Genomic DNA, 17,247 nt, shown 5'->3' with positions numbered 1-17,247 from the left:
TTAGAATTCTCCTCTATCAGAGAATGAACTACGTAAACGAGCTTGCTGTTTACGTTCCCGATCATCCAGTTCGCGCCTGACCACTGCGGCAATATCCTGAGCAGACTGCCCCGGTGCCCCATAGATATTTATATGATAGACCGGCGATTCATTACGGTATTGTATTTGGTGGCGCTTCTCCACCTTCTCCTGAATCTGTGGATACGCCTGAACAGGTAAACTCTGAATATGCAATGGTGCTGTTCTGGCTGCCGCAGAAGGTGCCATTACACTTAAAGAAAACGCAGCAGCGGCTGCAAGTTTAGCCGTCTGACGTCGGCTAATGACATTAACAGGGCCTGTTACAATCTCCGGTCCATATTCACCAACAATACCAAATCCTCCAGCTGGAATAATTCCACCTTTATCATGTTTAGGCAGAACCGAACTGACATTATGAGTCATGTTATTATTGGTACCTTTTGAAGTATCTTCACCTGGCCGCATCCAATCAGGGATATAATCAGATAATGAGGTCAGTTTCTTTTTCAATACCTCCCATTTTTCATTAATCCCCTCCAACAAACTATTAATTATCGCTGTGCCAACCTCTTTAAATTTACTGGGCAGATTCATTACATCAGTAATAATTTCATTCCATTTATCCGAGATCGATATTTTAATATTCTCCCAGATATCTAATGTATTCTGTTTCACTAACTCCCAGGCATTACTTATATTATTTTTAATATTATCCCAGATTTGCAAGGCACTCTGTTTAATTGATTCCCATTTCTCACTCAAGCTGATTTTAATATTTTCCCAAAGCTGAGAAAATTTCGGCCCCAATGTTTCCCAATTTTGCCAAATATAAACAGCCGCCATAGCAATCAAACCAACAATAGCGAGGATCGGGTTAGCCATCATCAGACGACCAACGATCATCATGGTACTTCCCAACATTTTCAGAGCATTTCCAACTAACCCAAGCGCTCTCACACCAGTACTACCAAAGAGAGTAAGACTATATTTTGCTACAGCTAGTGGAAGTAATATTGAAGCTATCGCTTGTGCGAATGCGCCAAAAACAGTTAACACCCCTCCAACGACCATCGTGATAGTCGCAAGCGTTGCTGCCAATCGTGGATTGGCTTTCATCCATTCACTGACTTTATTGACGACATTTGTTACTTTCTGAGTGACTTCTCTTGCAGGACCTTCTACACCAGAAAACATCTGAACGCCCAGATCACTCCAAGCGGCATTGAGTTTCTGGATATCACCGGTGAGGCTATTCGTCATTGTCGATGCAACTTTTTGGGATTCACCTTGAACATTTCTTAATTTATCGATAAAAGATTGCAATTCTCCCTGCCCTGCCTGATTCACCAATACATCCAAAGCAGGAGCGGCATTTTCCCCACCAATTGCCGTGAAATAACTTGTACGTTGTTTGCTGCTCATTGAGCGCGTTTTATCATCCAGTTCAACGAGAATATCGGGTAATTGTCGTAAATTACCTTTAGCATCACGGATCTTGATACTTAGTTGTGCCAATGCAGCGGCAGCGGCTTTAGGCGGTTCAGCCAACCGTCCCAGCATACTGCTCAGAACCTCTCCAGCCTCACTTCCTTTGATATTGGCATCACTCAGCTTTCTGGTAGCAGCAGCAACAGTTTCAATATCAATCCCCAAAGAAGAAGCGGTCGGCGCAACAAATTTCATGGTGTCACCCAATGCCGCCAACGTCGTTTTTGAACCAGTAAACGTTGCCGTTAAAACATCACTCACACGGCTCATCTCTTCGGATTGTAATTTGAACCCTTCCAGCACATTAGTGCCAATATCAATGGTAGCGGCGAAATCTGCACCATTAGCCTGTGACATTGATACCGTACCGGGCATCATATTCTTTATCTGATCAGAGGAATAACCCTTGGATGCATAAAGGCTCTGTCCTTGTGCAATTTGATTAGCAGAAACCCCTGTGCTTTTACTCAACTCACGGCTTTGGTTGAGCAACATAGCGTATTCAGGAGAGTTTTTTTCAATATTAGTTTGTGCCTGAATTTTAGACATCTGCGCATTAAGATCATAACCTGGCATCAGAAAGTTTTTACTGGTTGTCAGTATGTTAACGCCTGCCGATTTCGCACTAGCGCCATGTTGGCTAATACGATCACGAAAATCTTTTATTTTGCTATAACGGTTTTCACTACGACTCTCTTCTTTTTTGCGACTAGTTTGCGCAGTTTCCTGCACAACCTGACTAGCAGAAACCCCGGCTCTTTTACTCCGTTCATAACTTTGATTGAGCAACGTGGTGTATTTAGGAGAATTTTTTTCAATATTGGTTTGTGCCTGAATTTTAGATAATTGAACATTAAGATCATAATCCGGCATTAGAAAATTTTTGCTACTAGTATGCGCAGTTCCCTGCGCATATTCAGGAGCAGAATAAGGTTTAATGACGTCCCAAGTCTGATTTAATCGCTTGAATTCACCACGGTTTTGCCGGATAGAATCCGCCAACCTTCTATTATTTCGCTGTACGGATTTCAAGACGCTGGTTAGCTTATTAACGGACTGTATTACCAATTTAAGCTGTGACTGTGTATTACTCATTTTCTGCACCACTTCGTAAGATGGCCCGATGTCGCCAGTCCAGTAATTCCGTCAGTGACATTTCACTTGTCACTGACGGAGACCAGTGGAAAACGGTGGCAATATCTGCCACCAAATCATCTACGGTTAGTCGGTCTGGAAACCGGACTTCGCCGACTTCGGTAACAAAAAATTGACCACCTCAACACTGAGATTAATCAGATCGCCGGGTGTCATTGCCAACAGGTCGCTTTTCGTGAGAGCGGGTGTGGTAACGCGTGGCAAAACTAACATCATTGAGTCCACATCCATCTCAAGCAAAGCCTGTAGCCGAGCACCACGCAGCGCCCCACTGTTAGGTTTGCGAATCACCACTTCAGTGATGTTGCTACCACCACGTGCAAGTGGCTCTTCTAATACGATTGTGCGCTGCTCGTCGTTTTGAGTAATGAGTGTTTCTGTCATGGTTCAACCTTGTTTATCCGATTAGATTAAAGACCCATAGCGCGGCGGTGATCTGCCAGACGATCCTCACCATTAACAATTTCAACCATGTTAACGGTATCCACTTCGATCAGCGTTTGGCCATCCCATGTCAGTTTGAAATAGGTGTTTTTAGCGCTGATTTTGGTCTGAGTGTTATCCCCTTGCTTATAAGTGCCATGGTCAAACTCATGGAAGCGGCCACGCATCACGATTTCAACAGCAATCACATCACTGGTATCATCACGCTGACAGGAACCCGAAAAACGCAACATTACGCCGTCGGTTTTAGTTAGCCCCCACTGCCGATAATGCTGAGCTTCCATACCTCCCAGCGTAAATTCAACATCCAATGCGCCTTCATCCAGTCCTAAATCCACGGTCGCGCTACCGTTCATACCACCGCCGCGATAGGTTTCCAATTTACGGCTCAATTTAGGCAGAGTAAGTTCTTCTACTATTCCCTGATAGTTATTGCCGTCATTAAACAAATTCAGGTATTTAAGTTTGCGAGGTAATGCCATCTGTGCCCCCTTAGCCGTTTATGCTTTTCGCGAAATCCATCAGGTATTTATCTGTAATACGCTGGCGTAACATCATATTTTCCAGTGGTGGTACAGGTGTGTAGTCGTAATCGAGGGTCAATTTACCCGCTTTCAGAGTGTCTTTATCATTAGCGCTTTCGTCGTACCAGCACTTACCATTAATGATGTATCCTCCGGACCTCAATTCACGGAATTTAGCGTTAACACCTTCAATAATGTCTCGTACCAGTGAAGGAGTCAGTGGCTTATCGATTGCCCACATATGCGCTTCCGCCATAGTATCAGCCAATACCTGAGCAGTACGGGTGTAACTTTCGAACTGGAACAATGGATCACTCGCACAAGTACGGGAACCCCAAAAACGGAAGCCATTCTTGCGGATAAGTGTCGTAATACCCTTTTCGTTTAGATAACCAGCATCAGTTGCTGGATCTTGAAGATCCCAGAATACGTCTGCTGAAATACCAGTCACACCATTGACGCCGATATTTGACAGTGTCTTATGCCAACCCGTTTCTTCATCAATTTTTGACCGCAGGCCCAGTGCACGAGCAGTAGCGTAGGCAGTAGCTTCGCTGTTAGAAACGGTATCCCAACTCAGGAAATCAGGCCAAATCAGCATCAGTTCCCGCTGACCGAAGTTTTCACGATATTTGGCAACTTCTTCTTTATTCTTACAACCATAGGCACTGATATAAGCCATTGCTCTCAGTTTTTGAGCAATAGTCGCTAATTCAACAGCAACAGCTTTTGTATCCAGCCCTGGAACCCCCAGAATACGTGGCTTCACACCTAATTGGCCTTGTGCTGCCAACAGTGCCTGTATACCGGTTTTCTTACCTTCATTAGTCGTAGTACCAATGATATTGGTGGTCGTTTGATCTTCCGTTTCACCTTGTGCAACACGGACAACAACAGTAACGGGTTTAGCCTGGTCTGCGATAGCTTTAAGTGCTTGAGGCAATGTACCGGTTTTACCCGCTTTGCCTATTGCCATCGAAACATCAGTAATCAAAACCGGAGTGTTTAGTGGAAAAGCTTTTTCGTCTGCCTCAGGACCTGTACAGACCATACCAACAATAGCGGTGCTAATTGTGGTAATGGTGCGTGTACCTTCGTTAATTTCCTGTACACGGACGCCATGATGATAATCTTGTGCCATATTAGCGGTTCTCCTATTAAGGTGTCCCGCTATGTTGAGGTATCCCAGTTATTAAATCATTCGATAAGAAATGTGTGGCAGATGGTACAAATCAGGTTAGTTAATTTATTATTTTTTCTAATTATTTACCTGTAAGTACTTTATAGATAGTGAGAAATGAAACTTCTATAAATCAATCTTGTTTCTTAACTGTTGGGAATTTTTAGCCCTGTTTGTTGATTGTTTTTTCATAGATTTTTCCCTCAAAAGTAGTTCGTTATTTGTGCTTTTTAATGTGTTTCATTGTAAATCACCGTTCTGGTCATTTGTTGACACCCGGATATAGCTGATTTTTCCCATATATTCCCCTGCCTAATACCCATAGAGACTATTCTTTCGGAAATTTCACAGAATAGTGAGTTTTGAAAAATCTTGGTTTGGTGGAAACTATTATTAACACACTATATCCTGTAGGAATGGTTGTTTGGTTTGCTCAAAATAAAAACCCAAATGTACTGTTTCCTGGTACTACATGGAAATATATTGATGAAAATAAAACAGTTCGATTGGCTAGTGCTAATGGCGCTGATATTTTGTCAACGGGTGGTAACGATTTGATAACTCTGACAGTGGCACAAATGCCAGCACATAATCATGTACTTTCAGGAATGACAGATATATTTGATTATGGTACTCGAACCACCAATACCACTGGAGAGCACAAACATGATAGCGGGTGGGGTGAACAAGATGGTGGACGTTATGGCTATTATGACGGCTCTAAAAACAATCAGGGGTCTGGGAAGACAGATTTTGACAATTACAAGTTTAATACCAGCACTGATGGCGCTCATGCCCATACGGTATCAATAGGGCCACATAGCCATACAATTTCGGGCAATACAGGAAGCACGGGGGCTAGCGCTGCGATTCCAATTACTAACTCATATGTTAAGTTGATGGGATGGTATAGAAATACATAAGGCCCCTAAAACTCTATTACTTACTTCAGATACACCATTCATTTGCATTATTGAAAAAGACCGGAGAGTAGCATAATACCCGGTCTTAACAGCTTCATTATTCTGGTATTTGTGGCCACTCAATATCTGAATCCAGTGAAGTATCAACACGACTTAGTAATACTACATACTTTTTCCAGGTAAGCAACAATGCTTTCTCTGCGTCTGAAGCCATCTCAGCCTCAATAGCATATTGTAATAAAGTCATGGCCTCATCAGCTCGTTGGCGCAGAGTGACTCGTTGTTGTTCTGCCTGTTCAATCTGGCTGACTTTTTGGGCTTCAATGTCCGTTACCCATTTTTCACCATCCCATTTATCAAAATCGGTGACAGGTTGTTTGAATGTCAGTTCTCCAGGCAATTCACCGGGTTTAATGATTTCTTTCTGTTCCCCAGTTTGTGTGTTGTAAGCTATTTTTCCTCGATAATCTGGCACAACTTGCCAGCCAGTTAAATCAGATGAACGGCAGGCAACATATCCCTCTTGGGCATTAGGCGGTGCGTCTGTGCAAGAATTAGCAGGAAGACCAATGCCAACGGAAAGATGTTCATCAGTACTGTTTAAATATTCCAGCGTAATCGCATCGTAATTAAACACAATGATACTTCCAGTACTGATAGCAATATTATTTTCATCCAGTACAAGTACAGCTTTATTCATCAAGCAATCCTCACAATGTAATTAAATGCCACGTTTCGCGGACGTGTTTCTGTTCCTGTTGAAGCAAAAATCGCATTATCCATATAACCAAAGCCACCATTTCCCATTCCGGTAGCGATACCCAATCTACGGCTATCAATTCCGTAGTTAGCCTCTTTTGTGACACTATTGAGAATATAGTTCGGTGTTCCCAAACCATCAGCTGTAGCCGCACTTGAGTTGGACCACATCCGGCTAAGCCTGTGATTATGTGGAGCAACATCAGCCAATTGATCGGAAAGCAGATATCGACCAATGTCCACCCCACGCCCATCATCCCATCCACGGATAAATTCACCCCGTAAATCAGGCAACCTACCACTAGGATAAACTTCTGCTAATTTTGGATATAAAGATTTATCAAAGATTGCTCCATTACATTTTACCCATCCATTTGGTGGTATGTTAGTTGGCCAAGGAAGAGGTATTCCCACCGGGATCTCTTCAAGTACAGATATACTCATTATGCTGCCCTTACAATGTAGTTAAACGCTACGTTGCGTGGCCTTGATACTCCTATGTAACCAGCACTGGTAGTCCAGGTTGTTGCTGAACCTACAGATCTAGCTCTTAGTGGAATCTCTTTATGTTGGGGAGTATCCCACTGTAACTTTATACGTTCATTGAGTGAAAAATTAACAACATTATCAGCAGGCTGACCAGCAATTTCCTGTAGTAAATAAGAGCCTTCCTGCCATACCAATAATGTGCGAGATGGATCGACTCCACGCCCAGCATCCCAACCACGGATAAATTCCCCACGCAAATCGGGCAAATTACCACCAGGATAAGCCTTAGCTAACTCCGGAAATTTCGACTTATCAAAGGCCGCACCATTACACTGAACCCATCCTTCTGGTGGTGTGTCAGTTGGCCAGGGAATAGGTACACCGACCGGAATTAGCTTTTCCAACAAACCAAGGTTTTTCACAAAAGCATTTTTATCTGGGATATCCGCGCCATTTTGGTTTTTCGCCAATTTACTATTGGCATTATCATAAGCGGCTTTTACTGCTTTAGGGGTTGCTGCTGTGGTTTCATCATTACTGTTAGTCGCGCTATTGAGTTTTGTAAAACCTTTCTCTGTCAACGTAGCATCTGGGTGATTGCGACTTTTTTCATGTTTCAGAATAGAACTATCTACATATTCACGAGTTGCCAGAACTATAGAAGGATCAATTTTCAATGTTACTGAATCAGTATTGCTGACAATTAAGATCATTCTGATAGTTTGTGTTCTACCCGAACCTTCCTGTAATTGTGGTTTATAGGTTTCCGGGCAGTTTGCCACCGCAATCAAGTTACCTTCACTGTCAAACAGGCCAATTTCACGCATCCACCAACCACCCTCACCTTCAGGGATAATTTGTTCGGCAATAATTTGGTTGGTGTTTACCGGGTCGACACTCAATGTATTAATTGCGGCTCGACGTTTTTCATTAACTAGCTGTGTCTGATTAACGTCAGGATCAGGTAATTTACCGCCACCATCACCAACAGCCATATGAGTAATATCGACTTTTGTTCCCAAAGCAGCTGCATTTGCCAGCTTCGCCGCTCCCAGTTTTGTTAAAATTGCAAAGTATTTCATGGTGAAACCCTCAATGTATCTGTATCGATCAAATGAATTGCAGCCCCTAAAGGAGCATTGTCGCTAGTTGTGATGACATCAGGGAGATATTGGTAAACAGTAAGGTCATCTCCACTATAACTCGTCGCAGCGCAATAAAATTCGCCCTTAATATCCAGATTGATTGATAAACCTACCAGATGACGACTTACAGGCTTGGCATCAAAAATTAGCCGTTCCAGCTCTAAAAAAGTTTCTTCGGTAATGCCGTTTTCCTGTACCCCTATCGCTAACCGGAATGTGCCCGGTGTTTCGTTGTTCTGCCACCATTCCTTTATTTGAATAAGATAGCCTAGCGGCTCTACCACGCGACGAACGGCACCAATAGTTCCCTTATGTCTGTGTAAAAACAGCGAATTTTTTATCACTCCCCGCTTAGTACTTACCGACCACTTCTCATCCCAGCGATCAACCGACCACGCCCATGCCAGATAGGGTAATAACTCCTCAGGGCAGGTATCAGGATTCCAGAGTTTGCGAAGCGGTATTGGAATGTTTTGCAATTGCGAACATGCCTTAGCAGCTGCTAACTCCAAAACAGTAGAACCTGTTGGTAACAGGCGGTCATTCATCATAACCTCCCATTATGAGATTTGGATTTGGTTTGGAACAATCAGAAGCCTGGGTTTTAACCAGTTCTAATTTTGCACTAGAGCAATAAGGAGCTTGATCTTCACACAGAATTATATCCTTCGTCGGAGCTCTTAATTCCACCTGTTGTACCCCTGCTACATGCAGCGCGGCATAAATAGCGGATAACCGGATATCCCGTCCTAACTTATGTTGATCCTTTATATAGTTATCCATATTTTGCTGAGCCAATTTACGAATAGGCTCAGACTCGGGTGTCGGATCAAGATGGAGCACAGCATCAATCTGATATTCCACTATTTGGGCTGGTTGTACTTTTACCCGGTCAGCAACTGGCCTGACATCTTCGTCATTGAGTGCTACAACCACTTTATCCAGTAAATCTTGTGAAGGTACACCGTTATGTTTTTCATCTACCTTATCGTCCTTATCTTTTTCCCATATCCATTTTTGTGACAAAATAGTTACGGTCACATTAGCTGGTGATGGACTGATGACTGAAACATCATCAACAATTTGATATTCACCTTTACCTTTTTCATCATCTTTATTAACACGAATACCTTCATTAACTTTGGAAGCATGATATTCATATGCACGTATCGGCCCTGCAACACTTAGCCCTTCGAAGGCATTTTGGATGCGCTTACGGAAGGTACTATCAGGCTCCATAACTGCCCGAGTAACGTTATAGTTCGCTCCCAACTGGTCTAAATCGTTATTAGTTGCATAGGCCAACATTACTGCACGGGCAGCTTCATTAACCCGCTGGCGCAATATCAATTCCCGGTAAACGTTTTCCTCAAGTAGCTTAACCAGAGGTTCGGACTCCAATTCCAATGTTCGAGTAATAGCATCCCGTTGTTCTTCAGGATAAAGAGATATTAATCTGGCTTTACGTTCAGCCAACAGGATGTCGTAATCCAGTGGCTCGACTACATTAGGTGGTGGCAATTGGCTTAGGTCAATATTCGGCATTGTTTTACCTCACAGGAATGGATAGAGAAAAACCCCCAGGGGACAGCTGATAATGACCAGATATATCTATTGTCATTTTGCCGTTTTTTTGGGTATCTCCGTCTTTTTGAGTATCTCCGTCTTTTGGGGTATCTATAGTGATAGCTGTCAGATTAATTCGCGGTTCCCATCGGCTGATAGCTGTATAACAGGCGGCCATAACTTGCAGGCGTAAGGCTGCGTTTTGTGGCCAGTCAATTAATTCAGGTAGCAGAGAACCATAAGTACGGCGTTCTACACGGCTACCTATGGGTGTTAGTAAGATATCGCTGACAGACTGGCGTACATGTTCCAAATCTGTCAGGCTACGACCGGTCTGCCGGTTCATTCCAAGATACATCATTATACGGGGCCTCCTGTTGTCGCACCGCCTGCCATGACACCAGAGTGTTGGTGAGAATGTAAGGTCACACCGTTAGAACTGAGTTTTCCGCCTGTGTTTTCAACATCACCGTCCAATTTAATTTTCGACGCTTTCAGACTCATTTCTTTTGTTGCTTCACACTTGACTTCATATGCTTTCAGTGCAAAGTCTTTTTTCGCCTCCAGTCCAATTTTGTTATCTGCCCCCATCGCGATTTCGTTATGCGATGACAATCCAATTTTGTTATCTGCCGACATTGAGATTTCGTTGTGCGATGCCAATTCAATTTTGTTATTTGCCGATATTGAGATTTTATCGTGTGCTTTTAGTGCTATATTCGTTGCCTCAAGTGATATGGAATTTATAGCTTGCACACTGGCAGTCCTGATACCTTTTACCACTAAGGCACCAAATTTCGGCTCATACACCATTACGGCTCCATCAGGGAAAGCAATATGAACAGCTTCGGAAGAAACTGACGGAGCTGGAAATTGATCGGAATAAATAGCCGGTAATACAAAGGAAGTGGTTAGCTCTCCACCAACGGATAGTAATAAAACCTGCTCATTAACACTGGGTGCCCACCAGGTACGGGAATGACCTGCTCGCATGGTCAACCAAGGCCGCCAATCGGTTTCAAGATTGCCTGTCGCGATCCGGCACATACCTCGGGCATGATCTACCTCGGTAACAACACCAGTTCTGATCAGGTTACGTAATAAGCGTAGAAGCTCTGTTAGTTGTGTATCCATATTCGGAAAAATGCCATGTAGGTAGTTATGGGTTTATGTTTGGAAGAATGACATTAAAGGTAGCGGTGGACATTAAAAGCGAATTGTAGGAAAGGTCAGACAAATTTCTTAGAGGAGGAAAACTATAACAACATGAATTAAAAAGCCTTTCCCTTAGAGAGAAAGGCTTTTTAATAATCTGCGGGGGGGGTCTTGTCAACGCTTAACACAATAATCTAAGAAATTTCGATGTCGTACCGTTTAATCACATACTGGATATAAGATACTACAGGTAAGTTGATTTTTGATTACTAATGATTCTCGTTCGAATGCTGTAAAACAATACAATTACAATGAGTCACTTCAACCATTTGCTTATCCAATTCCAAACAGACATATTTCGATCCAAACACAAATTCAATTTTTAGTTTTTCCAAAATATCCTGCAAGATGTGGATAGGTTTTATTTGCTCTTAAAAGGCCAGTAGATTAAGCCATACTCCTAACAACTCTGGTAAAAATAGCGTTATAACCCTATGAAAAAGTAATCAAACTAACACTACCATAAATGGTATGGTTGTATTCACCCCAATTCGTTATCTTTAATCCCAGAGTTGTAGAATAGGTTTTGTTGTAGTTGGTATAACTTCCGGCATTTCAACTTCAGTGCCATATGGCAGGATTACGCTATATTCAGACAATTCAGGAAATTTTTTAAATATCAATTCAACCAACCCTGGATTAGCTTCCAGGACAAGTTCAGTCATACCCTGAGTTCGGCCATAGTGACGCCAGCACAAGGCATCAACAGTATCATTTTGATGTGAAATTATTTTCATTAGGTACTCTCTATTACAGGAAATATTGTTAAATTAGAGTACCATGGTGTGCCAATAGAAGAGAGGAAACAATGAAACAACATTGTTAGAGTAATAGTACAAATGAAAAGCAAGAAGCCACTTTTCAGTGGCTACAATTAATCATATCTTTTAAAATTTGCTGAATTCATGGGGAATATCTATTTTTCAGCTCATTTTTCAATGTAATCATAACCAACTTAGAAACTGTAGATTATTTATCATACAAAAATCCCACATGCGTACTATTTATTCGTCACATTTATTCTTCAAATGTTTCATGACGGTTAATAAGTTGTTTCGCAAGTGGCGTTGATAATTCTGCAATCCAAGTCAAAGCTAGCTCTTTATCTTCAACATGATTACATTCACAGCTTGTTGCCATTCTGGCAATAAAATTAATACGTTGCGCTATTACTGATTCCATAAGAAAGTCCACTGACAAACTTACCCCCCGTATAACATAACTGTATATAAGGACAGTACACGTTGATTAGAAAAAATTAAAGGGGTTTTTTATCTTTTTTAAGAACTATATTTGATAGTGTTAATATATTAATTATTGTTTTTATTGAAATAATTAATGATTAAAAAGGTTTCTTTCCTATCACAATTCGTTGTAATTAATCAGTTTTTCTTATTTTATTGCTTAGAAGATTTTTTCTCTTTATTTAGATTATATAGTTTCACAAAGTATATAGATTGAAATTTAGATGCCTATGATGCAATATCAGTCATTGGATCTAATAAATTTATTTGGACTCACTACAGCTCTTAATTAGAGAGCTTTGTGAAGACGGCAGACTCACTAAACTATACTTTAAATGAAAAAAAATGTAACTGAGATAAAAATGGGTGCAGATAGTGGAGGAAAACAAGCTATCGAACGCCTTGTTAGTGCATATGGGTTTAAATCACGTCAAGCACTAAGCGACCATTTAGGTGTGTCTAAAAGTACAATGGCAAACCGGTATTTAAGAGATAGTTTTCCCGCAGATTGGGTTATTCAATGCAACCTTGAAACCAATGCTTCATTGTTATGGTTAAGCACAGGACAAGGAGAAATGTTCCCTGATGGAGAAAAGAAAAGGGAATCTTTAGAAAACATTATCACTCCGACAATACAACGGGTTAAATTGGTTGGTGGAAAGTTGAACGCTGACAACCCTGTGACTTTAGATAATCAACTCATTGCCAAAGAAATAAAAAAACCTCTCATTATAGACAACAATGACACTTGGTATTTGCTAGATACAGCAGAACCTGATGTGCAGGATGGTTTATGGTTAATTGATATTGAAGGAATGCATAGTATTAAAAAGATCACAAAAATCCCGGTTGGTAAAATCAGGGTATATGATAATGATGTGACCTTTGATTGTGCAATTGATGAAATTAACTTCATTGGTCGAGTTTATCTGATGATTTCCAGGTACTGATAGTTTTTCCATTACCAATAAATTAATTTTTCCAGATGTGTAAATCCATGTTTAATAGCAATCTGTTATCTAAGTAAACGTTTAGTTAGCTGATCGGTAATCCGTTTTATTTACCGGGAAATATTTATATATCGTGGATAACGATGTGTTGTAAATCAATGATAATTGTTTCCGCGAGTGGCCTTTAGCCAACAATCTTGCGGCTTGTTGTTGTTCAGTGAATGAGAATGATACCGGTCTGCCACCAATTCTTCCCTGAGCACGAGCAGCTATTAATCCAGCATTTGTTCTTTCAACTATCAATTCTCGTTCCATTTCCGCCAGTGCACTCATAACATGAAAGAAAAATCGCCCCATAGAGGTACTGGTATCAATACTGTCAGTCAGGCTTTGAAAATGAATACCACGTTCACTTAAATCAGAAATTAAAGTAACCATATTTTTTACACTACGTCCCAGTCGATCCAGCTTCCAAACAACTAAAGTATCCCCTTTTTTAAGTTGCTTTAAAGCTTGTTTTAAACCCGGTCTATTGGCTGTTTTTCCACTGATTTTATCCTCAAAAATCCGCTCACAATTTATACTTATCAAAGCGTTTCGCTGTAAATCACTGTTTTGGTCATTTGTTGACACCCTGATATAGCCAATCTTCGCCATGTTTAATCCTATTTAATACCAGTGGGATACTATTATTATAGAAATTATCATGGATTAGGGAATTTTGAAAAACCTTGGTTTATTGGAAACAGTAAATTTGGCGAAAAATGCAGTGCCTAATAGCCGGAAAGTGAACGGAAAGGTGTTGGTTGGGGATATCAATATTACTTCTCAGGATATCTTTGATGGGCAGGCTATAGCTATCCCTGAAAAAGTCAATTTGAATGATTACAGAACACCAGGTGTTTATGTTCAATATGCTAATGCTTCAGCAGAAACGGGGACTAATTATCCTGAACCTCTAGCTGGCTCGCTTATTGTGTTGAAGGCTGCGGGAATCATTCAACGTTATTTTGTTTATAATAGCAGCCGGATATACACTCGTTCCTTAAATGACATAGGAGTATGGACATCTTGGGCTAGGGAATATAATACTCTGAATAAACCGACCGCCGGAGATATTGAAGTGTATACACAAACGGAATCCGATTCTCGATATATTACAGGAAGCCGTAAGATAAATGGGAAATCTCTATCCGGAGATGTCGATATTACTTCTCAAGACATCTTTAATGGTCAAGCTATTTATTTGGGTGATAAAGCTAATTTAGATAATTACAAAACACCGGGAATTTATTATCAAGACTATAATATTCATGCTCAAAATGGTGCTAATTATCCTGAACAACTTGCTGGCTCGCTTATTGTGTTGAAGGCTGCGGGAATTATTCAACGCTATTTTGTTTATAACAGCAGTCGAATATATACGCGCAGCCAATATCATGATTTGGCATGGACACCTTGGACTATGGAATATAATACATCAAATCCTCCCTTTGTTGGAAACTTAGGAGCATATACAAAAGAAGAATGCAATAGTTTTTACATTACCAACATCCGCCTTGGTGCTGAAGTACAAGTAGGAGCTGGTGGTGTATTGGAATACCATGGTCCTAATGTATTAACTGGTTTTTATAATAGAGACAGGGATTATTCCGCCGAGACGTTATATTGGAGTCCCATTCAATTTCTTAAGAATGGTCAATGGATCACTATTGTACGAGGATAAAAATAATGAATTTGGTAAATCTTGGCCCATTTGAGCAATATATACCTGACAGTGAAAACGCTGTACAGTTTGCACTTTATCTTCAGGATAAGCAAGGTAATGACTGGTATACATCTCAAAATCAATTCTCAACAGAAACATTAAAGATTATGTATGATGCTAATGGTCTCATTCGTGCAATAACGACTGATGTATCTAAATTTGCACCACTTGGTTTTTCTGTTGCAGAAATTAATAAAAATGAAGTACCAAAAGAATTTAATGAGAAAACCAATTATAAATGGATATTTGATGGACAGAAAATATTTCCCTATGTCGCAACTAAAGAAGAATTAATTAGGAAAGCAGAATATGAGAGAGTTCAGTTACTAGTTAAAGCTAACAATATTATAGTTCCATTACAAGATGCTATTGATTTAAATATAGCTACTGAAGAAGAAAAAAACACTCTATTGAAATGGAAAAAATACCGAATAATGCTTAATCGAATTGATATTTCGACAACACCAGAAATTGTCTGGCCAAGTCCACCATTATCGTAGCTTATAAAAAGGACCGGGGTTAGGATAGCTCCCGGTCTTAATAACTTTATTTATAACAGAAACCAGTGGAGTATTAACCTTGTTCAGTAATACCACATATTATCAGGGTGTTTGAATGCCAACATTTCCGAGTAATTTCTTATTGTTCAAGAACTCTGATGCTATAGACTATTCTTCCAAGATAATTAGATGTATATTCCTGGCATGCTAATTTTGCACTGTGATAAATAGCAATATCACTGTCCTTCGGTAAGTAGCTGTTCAACACAAGAATGAGCAGCTACATCATAATTAAATACAGTGATATAGAAATATTATTTCCATTTAAAATAGCTTGTAATCGTTATGCTGCTCTCACAATGTAGTTAAATGCGATGTTACGCGGACGTACTCGAAAAGCAGATAGTCCAACTGAACCACCTGGTACTAATGACGAGCTTGTCGTGTAATAGGGGCCACTGCCGTTAGTACTATCTTCAAAATCACTGGCCATAATTTCTGATGGATAAGTACGGGAATATGTATTAACAGGAGGTGATACCAATATCCCGATATCAGCAGAAGCAGCGTGAACATAAACACTGGGCAATCGTGTTGAATTTTGTTGGGACAGCAATGCTCGTGATTGATCGATCCCACGCCCATCATCCCAGCCACGAATAAATTCACCGCGTAAATCAGGTAAATTACCACTAGGATAAGCCTTAGCTAATTTCGGAAATTTCGACTTATCAAAGGCCGCACCATTACACTGAACCCATCCCTCTGGCGGTGTTTCAGTCGGCCAGGGAAGAGGTACACCGACTGGAATTAGCTTTTCCACCAAACCAAGATTTTTCAAAACTCACAATTCTGTGAGATTTCCAAAAGAATAGTCTCTTATGGGTATTAGGCAGGGGTATATATGGGAAAAATTAGCTATATCCAGGTGTCAACAAATGACCAGAACGGTGATTTACAATGAAATACATTAAAAAGCACAAATAACGAACTACTTTTGAGGGAAAAATCTGTAGCAATAGCAGCCAACTAAACGTTTAATTTTGTACCGTACAATCAATATCTAATGAAATTTTATTCTACAAAAAATACAGCTTCGCTATATCTCTTCTCAAATAAATCTCATGCTAACTATTTTCCAAATGGTTAGACATACAACCCCAAAAGGGCAGAAAACCCGCAGTTATAAGCTGCGAGTTCTACCATCAGCATTAATATCAACGTTTCTTTTTCTTCCCCTGAACTGCTTTAAAACGTGGATTAGACTTACAAATAACATACAACCGGCCACGACGGCTTACGATTTTGCAATCCGGGTGGCGAGTTTTTGCTGTTTTAAGTGAACTTAATACCTGCATTTTTATGATCTCTCAATCTATTTATTGCCAATAAAACGCCCAAACTTTTTCTGGAATCGCGCCGTACTGCCTTCCTGAGATAAAGTTTTCTGTTTACCTGTATAGAAAGGATGTGATTCCGATGACACATCTATAGTGACATATGGATACTCTTCTCCATTTAAGGTAATTGTCCGTTCTGTACGAATCGTGGAGCCAATCGAAAAATAGGCATTAACACTGGTATCGTGAAATACGACTACCCGATAGTTTGGGTGAATGTTTGGTTTCATTTCTTCCGCCGAAATTGTAATGTTATATTATAACATTATCGTGATTCGTGTTTATGAGCAAGAAAATAATGAAAAATTTTCTCAGACCCAAAAAAAAGCCTCTGTACTTTCAATGTACAAAGGCTTATTTCAACTTCTTACTTATATACCCTTCATCCTTCAAGTTGCTGCTTTGTTGGCTGCTTTCACTCACCCCAGTCACATCGTTATCTATGCTCCTGGGGATTCGTTCACTTGCCGCCGCGC

General features: G+C 40.5%; 22 protein-coding genes. 4 read left to right on the top strand and 18 right to left on the bottom strand.

Annotated features, from left to right (window positions below; translation table 11 throughout):
- The 5 genes from BDD30_RS21740 to BDD30_RS21720 are packed head-to-tail and all read right to left on the bottom strand — an operon-like array spanning position 1 to position 4,773.
- A complete protein-coding gene (locus BDD30_RS21740; RefSeq protein WP_041381430.1) occupies positions 1-2,604 on the bottom strand; it encodes a phage tail tape measure protein in 2,604 nt (867 codons plus the stop codon).
- Positions 2,597-2,716, bottom strand: coding sequence for a GpE family phage tail protein (locus BDD30_RS21735; protein ID WP_197535146.1), 120 nt, complete (start codon positions 2,714-2,716; stop codon positions 2,597-2,599). The genes BDD30_RS21740 and BDD30_RS21735 overlap by 8 nt, the downstream gene beginning before the upstream one ends.
- 14 nt (positions 2,717-2,730) lie before the next feature.
- Positions 2,731-3,048, bottom strand: coding sequence for a phage tail assembly protein (locus BDD30_RS21730; RefSeq protein ID WP_012776205.1), 318 nt, complete (start codon positions 3,046-3,048; stop codon positions 2,731-2,733).
- Between the two features lie 26 nt (positions 3,049-3,074).
- Positions 3,075-3,590 carry a phage major tail tube protein gene (locus BDD30_RS21725; RefSeq protein WP_012776206.1) on the bottom strand — a complete coding sequence of 172 codons (516 nt, stop codon included), beginning with the start codon at positions 3,588-3,590 and terminating at the stop codon, positions 3,075-3,077.
- Between the two features lie 10 nt (positions 3,591-3,600).
- Complete coding sequence (locus tag BDD30_RS21720; RefSeq protein ID WP_012776207.1) at positions 3,601-4,773, bottom strand: phage tail sheath protein; 1,173 nt, start codon at positions 4,771-4,773, stop codon at positions 3,601-3,603.
- A 401-nt stretch (positions 4,774-5,174) separates the two neighbouring features.
- Here BDD30_RS21720 and BDD30_RS21715 point away from each other — a divergent pair, with 401 nt between their 5' ends.
- Positions 5,175-5,735 carry a phage baseplate protein gene (locus tag BDD30_RS21715; protein WP_012776208.1) on the top strand — a complete coding sequence of 187 codons (561 nt, stop codon included), beginning with the start codon at positions 5,175-5,177 and terminating at the stop codon, positions 5,733-5,735.
- Between the two features lie 97 nt (positions 5,736-5,832).
- On the opposite strand, the gene BDD30_RS21710 is transcribed toward BDD30_RS21715, so the two are convergent.
- The 9 genes from BDD30_RS21710 to BDD30_RS23830 all read right to left on the bottom strand — a co-directional run bounded on the left by BDD30_RS21710 (position 5,833) and on the right by BDD30_RS23830 (position 12,091).
- A complete protein-coding gene (locus tag BDD30_RS21710; RefSeq protein ID WP_041381431.1) occupies positions 5,833-6,435 on the bottom strand; it encodes a tail fiber assembly protein in 603 nt (200 codons plus the stop codon).
- Entirely contained in the window at positions 6,435-6,938 is a 504-nt protein-coding gene (locus tag BDD30_RS21705; RefSeq protein ID WP_012776210.1) for a phage tail protein, read from the bottom strand. Before BDD30_RS21705 ends, BDD30_RS21710 begins: the two co-directional genes overlap by 1 nt.
- Positions 6,938-8,065 carry a phage tail protein gene (locus BDD30_RS21700; RefSeq protein WP_012776211.1) on the bottom strand — a complete coding sequence of 376 codons (1,128 nt, stop codon included), beginning with the start codon at positions 8,063-8,065 and terminating at the stop codon, positions 6,938-6,940. Before BDD30_RS21700 ends, BDD30_RS21705 begins: the two co-directional genes overlap by 1 nt.
- Entirely contained in the window at positions 8,062-8,676 is a 615-nt protein-coding gene (locus BDD30_RS21695; RefSeq protein ID WP_012776212.1) for a phage tail protein I, read from the bottom strand. The genes BDD30_RS21700 and BDD30_RS21695 overlap by 4 nt, the downstream gene beginning before the upstream one ends.
- The gene (locus BDD30_RS21690) at positions 8,669-9,673 is read right to left on the bottom strand and encodes a baseplate assembly protein (protein WP_012776213.1); all 1,005 of its coding nucleotides are present in this window, start codon (positions 9,671-9,673) and stop codon (positions 8,669-8,671) included. The genes BDD30_RS21695 and BDD30_RS21690 overlap by 8 nt, the downstream gene beginning before the upstream one ends.
- A 4-nt stretch (positions 9,674-9,677) precedes the next feature.
- On the bottom strand, positions 9,678-10,055 hold the full coding sequence (locus tag BDD30_RS21685; RefSeq protein ID WP_012776214.1) for a GPW/gp25 family protein: 378 nt from the start codon (positions 10,053-10,055) through the stop codon (positions 9,678-9,680).
- Complete coding sequence (locus BDD30_RS21680) at positions 10,055-10,828, bottom strand: phage baseplate assembly protein V (RefSeq protein ID WP_012776215.1); 774 nt, start codon at positions 10,826-10,828, stop codon at positions 10,055-10,057. Before BDD30_RS21680 ends, BDD30_RS21685 begins: the two co-directional genes overlap by 1 nt.
- A gap of 581 nt (positions 10,829-11,409) precedes the next feature.
- On the bottom strand, positions 11,410-11,646 hold the full coding sequence (locus tag BDD30_RS21675; protein ID WP_012776217.1) for a tail protein X: 237 nt from the start codon (positions 11,644-11,646) through the stop codon (positions 11,410-11,412).
- Between the two features lie 280 nt (positions 11,647-11,926).
- Positions 11,927-12,091, bottom strand: coding sequence for a hypothetical protein (locus BDD30_RS23830; protein ID WP_167319319.1), 165 nt, complete (start codon positions 12,089-12,091; stop codon positions 11,927-11,929).
- A 397-nt stretch (positions 12,092-12,488) separates the two neighbouring features.
- Here BDD30_RS23830 and BDD30_RS21670 point away from each other — a divergent pair, with 397 nt between their 5' ends.
- Positions 12,489-13,103 carry a phage repressor protein CI gene (locus tag BDD30_RS21670; protein ID WP_012776219.1) on the top strand — a complete coding sequence of 205 codons (615 nt, stop codon included), beginning with the start codon at positions 12,489-12,491 and terminating at the stop codon, positions 13,101-13,103.
- Between the two features lie 81 nt (positions 13,104-13,184).
- On the opposite strand, the gene BDD30_RS21665 is transcribed toward BDD30_RS21670, so the two are convergent.
- Positions 13,185-13,760 carry a recombinase family protein gene (locus BDD30_RS21665; RefSeq protein ID WP_012776220.1) on the bottom strand — a complete coding sequence of 192 codons (576 nt, stop codon included), beginning with the start codon at positions 13,758-13,760 and terminating at the stop codon, positions 13,185-13,187.
- Between the two features lie 64 nt (positions 13,761-13,824).
- Between BDD30_RS21665 and BDD30_RS21660 the strand changes: the two genes are divergently transcribed.
- Together BDD30_RS21660 and BDD30_RS21655 are read left to right on the top strand one after the other, a co-directional pair.
- On the top strand, positions 13,825-14,829 hold the full coding sequence (locus tag BDD30_RS21660) for a pyocin knob domain-containing protein (RefSeq protein WP_049795174.1): 1,005 nt from the start codon (positions 13,825-13,827) through the stop codon (positions 14,827-14,829).
- Between the two features lie 5 nt (positions 14,830-14,834).
- Complete coding sequence (locus BDD30_RS21655) at positions 14,835-15,371, top strand: tail fiber assembly protein (RefSeq protein WP_012776222.1); 537 nt, start codon at positions 14,835-14,837, stop codon at positions 15,369-15,371.
- Between the two features lie 343 nt (positions 15,372-15,714).
- On the opposite strand, the gene BDD30_RS21650 is transcribed toward BDD30_RS21655, so the two are convergent.
- From BDD30_RS21650 to BDD30_RS21640, 3 genes are all read right to left on the bottom strand, one after another.
- On the bottom strand, positions 15,715-16,212 hold the full coding sequence (locus BDD30_RS21650) for a phage tail protein (RefSeq protein WP_012776224.1): 498 nt from the start codon (positions 16,210-16,212) through the stop codon (positions 15,715-15,717).
- Between the two features lie 376 nt (positions 16,213-16,588).
- Positions 16,589-16,729 (bottom strand): type B 50S ribosomal protein L36, encoded by a 141-nt coding sequence (gene ykgO / locus BDD30_RS21645; RefSeq protein ID WP_012776225.1) that lies wholly within the window; start codon positions 16,727-16,729, stop codon positions 16,589-16,591.
- 17 nt (positions 16,730-16,746) lie between these two features.
- On the bottom strand, positions 16,747-17,001 hold the full coding sequence (locus BDD30_RS21640; RefSeq protein WP_012776226.1) for a type B 50S ribosomal protein L31: 255 nt from the start codon (positions 16,999-17,001) through the stop codon (positions 16,747-16,749).
- Positions 17,002-17,247 lie beyond the last annotated feature (246 nt).

It is taken from the genome of Photorhabdus asymbiotica (assembly GCF_003634575.1).
GTDB lineage: Bacteria > Pseudomonadota > Gammaproteobacteria > Enterobacterales > Enterobacteriaceae > Photorhabdus > Photorhabdus asymbiotica.
Note: the sequence above shows the minus strand (reverse complement) of the source record. Positions and strands in the feature narration are given on the sequence as shown.

Bases quoted from the DNA above. Each gene is read 5' to 3' on its own strand.
- BDD30_RS21725 (WP_012776206.1), bottom strand. From the start codon at position 3,590: ATGGCATTACCTCGCAAACTTAAATACCTGAATTTGTTTAATGACGGC.
- BDD30_RS21700 (WP_012776211.1), bottom strand. From the start codon at position 8,065: ATGAAATACTTTGCAATTTTAACAAAACTGGGAGCGGCGAAGCTGGCA.
- BDD30_RS21685 (WP_012776214.1), bottom strand. From the start codon at position 10,055: ATGATGTATCTTGGAATGAACCGGCAGACCGGTCGTAGCCTGACAGAT.
- BDD30_RS21640 (WP_012776226.1), bottom strand. From the start codon at position 17,001: ATGAAACCAAACATTCACCCAAACTATCGGGTAGTCGTATTTCACGAT.
- BDD30_RS23830 (WP_167319319.1), bottom strand. From the start codon at position 12,091: ATGGAATCAGTAATAGCGCAACGTATTAATTTTATTGCCAGAATGGCA.
- BDD30_RS21730 (WP_012776205.1), bottom strand. From the start codon at position 3,048: ATGACAGAAACACTCATTACTCAAAACGACGAGCAGCGCACAATCGTA.
- BDD30_RS21670 (WP_012776219.1), top strand. From the start codon at position 12,489: ATGAAAAAAAATGTAACTGAGATAAAAATGGGTGCAGATAGTGGAGGA.
- BDD30_RS21665 (WP_012776220.1), bottom strand. From the start codon at position 13,760: ATGGCGAAGATTGGCTATATCAGGGTGTCAACAAATGACCAAAACAGT.
- BDD30_RS21710 (WP_041381431.1), bottom strand. From the start codon at position 6,435: ATGAATAAAGCTGTACTTGTACTGGATGAAAATAATATTGCTATCAGT.
- BDD30_RS21690 (WP_012776213.1), bottom strand. From the start codon at position 9,673: ATGCCGAATATTGACCTAAGCCAATTGCCACCACCTAATGTAGTCGAG.
- BDD30_RS21740 (WP_041381430.1), bottom strand. From the start codon at position 2,604: ATGAGTAATACACAGTCACAGCTTAAATTGGTAATACAGTCCGTTAAT.
- BDD30_RS21720 (WP_012776207.1), bottom strand. From the start codon at position 4,773: ATGGCACAAGATTATCATCATGGCGTCCGTGTACAGGAAATTAACGAA.
- BDD30_RS21705 (WP_012776210.1), bottom strand. From the start codon at position 6,938: ATGAGTATATCTGTACTTGAAGAGATCCCGGTGGGAATACCTCTTCCT.
- ykgO (WP_012776225.1), bottom strand. From the start codon at position 16,729: ATGCAGGTATTAAGTTCACTTAAAACAGCAAAAACTCGCCACCCGGAT.
- BDD30_RS21655 (WP_012776222.1), top strand. From the start codon at position 14,835: ATGAATTTGGTAAATCTTGGCCCATTTGAGCAATATATACCTGACAGT.
- BDD30_RS21695 (WP_012776212.1), bottom strand. From the start codon at position 8,676: ATGAATGACCGCCTGTTACCAACAGGTTCTACTGTTTTGGAGTTAGCA.
- BDD30_RS21680 (WP_012776215.1), bottom strand. From the start codon at position 10,828: ATGGATACACAACTAACAGAGCTTCTACGCTTATTACGTAACCTGATC.
- BDD30_RS21675 (WP_012776217.1), bottom strand. From the start codon at position 11,646: ATGAAAATAATTTCACATCAAAATGATACTGTTGATGCCTTGTGCTGG.